A 2,021-nucleotide genomic window follows, 5' to 3' on the forward strand; every position below is an offset into this window, starting at 1 on the left:
CTTTATTGAGTGCTGCACGTTGTTTAGCACTCAACTTCACCTTGCCTGATACGCGCTTATTCACAATCGATACTTTACCGTTACGAATGGCTTTCACTGCTTTATAAACCACTTTACCAAACTTGCCGGATTTGGTTGTGGTTTTACCTAGTGATACGCCGTCAAGCATGACCTCATCATCTTCAGCTTCACCATAGACAAATAGATCAACAAATTCATCCATGTCATCATCTGACGGTTTATTGGATTCAATGATTTCAGCCGCCGCTTCAATCGCTTCATCAGCATCAGCATCACCGCCAAACATGGATGCAATCACGCCATCATCCACACCTAAAGTTGCTAGGGCATCTTGGAAATTGGCAATTACAATGTCTAAAGTAGACTCATCCACTTCAAACTCACCTTCATCATCGCCACCAGCGGCAATACCCGCAATTAACGCATCTAAGCGGTCGCTTGGCAATTCATCCTCTTCAAGGTCTTTATGAATCACTGAATCGGCTAACGCAATCACTGCCATGATAACAGCTGTACGTAAACTCTGAATTTCAGAATTTAATGCTACACTATCAAGCATCAAATCATCTGCAACCGTATTGGCTGCATTAGTCGCCACGCTATCAAGCAATGGTTGTTTCAATGGGTCTAAGAAATCAAATAACATAAGCTTTATCCTTTACTTTGTAACTTCAGTATCTAAGAAGGCTGCACGTGCCGCGCCTTGTGGACGGTAACGGCATTTCACTGCAACGGCGTCAAATGGACGATCTTCACGCGGCACGATAGATAAATCGTAATAGCCGCTAAATTCTTCACCACGCACCAGTAACGGACGGTCTTTAGTGGTACAGGCATCCAAAAAAGCTACGCATTCTTTCAATGCGTCTTCAATCATGGTTTCCATTGCTTTAAGCAAATGACGCTTGATAATGGATTTCAGGCGATTATCAACAAACATTGAAACGTCTGAAGCATTGGTGAGTTTCAGCACACTGGTATTGTTGCCATACGCGGTTAAACAATCGCCAATCTCAAAACGTACACCGCTTTCATAATGCGACCGCTGCACCACATTGACTTGCAATGCTGCAAGTTGCTTATGCGCAAAATCATCCAAAATCACATCCGGGTTTTGTTCAATCCCCACAAAATTCACCGGGAAATCAAAACCTGCAATTGGGGTATGCAAAGGCGGGATACCGTGGACATTGGTTTTTGCACGGCGTTTTAATAGCTGGCCCAAAATAAAGCCACCAACAAGACGTGCGATTTTCTTGCCTTTCAACCCTACGGCATCCAATGGACGGGCACGGATAGGCGACCACACCAAGCGAACATGATGATCCATAGGCGCCAAATCAGCGGCAACCATATACACCTGATCCAGTGTTAAAGTCGGGTCTAATTCCACCCATAGGCCCACATTCAGCTTATTTGCAGCACGTAACATTTGCGTAAACAAGCCAAAATCATCAGTGAACTGCATATACAAATCGTTTGGCGCAATATCTTGACTGGTAATAATGCTATAAACGGTCGGTACATTTGGCATAGGCGCCGTGGGTACACTCATTTTCTCTGCATTGCGGCCCAATGAATCGTATTCATTGAAGCAATTTAGATCAGCAATATCAGATTCAAAGCCCGGATAGGTGAAATTTTCCAGCTCAACTTCGCTGAAGTCATCCATTGCATCTAAAACCGATACAATTGAACTGGTTAGGTTTTCATCAGGGTCTAAAAAGCCTTTGGCTGTATAAATCTTGTCACCTGTCCCAACATCCAGAAAAGTCAATTCGATTGCTGTTTGTGAAAGATGAAAAGTCGGGCCTTGTTGCTTCAACTTCACCTCAAGCTCTACACCATCATCCAAATGGTTCGCCAAATCAAAAGACAATTGGCTAATGATATTTTCATCAAGGTTTGAAAGCTCTGAATCAAGCACAATGGCTGCACCACTTGCGCCGATTACTACTACATATCGCGCCATAACCTTAGCCCTCTACTTCAAAACGCTT

2 protein-coding genes are annotated in these 2,021 nt (G+C 43.7%); both read right to left on the reverse strand.

All coding sequences use genetic code 11. The annotated features are described in order from the left end of the window. The coding region (locus ACN6OV_RS01190; protein ID WP_427948935.1) for a hypothetical protein at positions 1-667 on the reverse strand (667 nt) is incomplete at its 3' end. Between the two features lie 12 nt (positions 668-679). Then, a complete protein-coding gene (locus tag ACN6OV_RS01195) occupies positions 680-1,993 on the reverse strand; it encodes a hypothetical protein (RefSeq protein WP_427948937.1) in 1,314 nt (437 codons plus the stop codon). Between the last annotated feature and the right edge of the window lie 28 nt (positions 1,994-2,021).

Source organism: Acinetobacter sp. (assembly GCF_050285345.1).
In the GTDB taxonomy this organism is placed as follows: domain Bacteria; phylum Pseudomonadota; class Gammaproteobacteria; order Pseudomonadales; family Moraxellaceae; genus Acinetobacter.

Excerpts from the sequence above, each read along its gene's own strand:
- ACN6OV_RS01195 (WP_427948937.1), bottom strand. The coding sequence starts at position 1,993 with ATGGCGCGATATGTAGTAGTAATCGGCGCAAGTGGTGCAGCCATTGTG.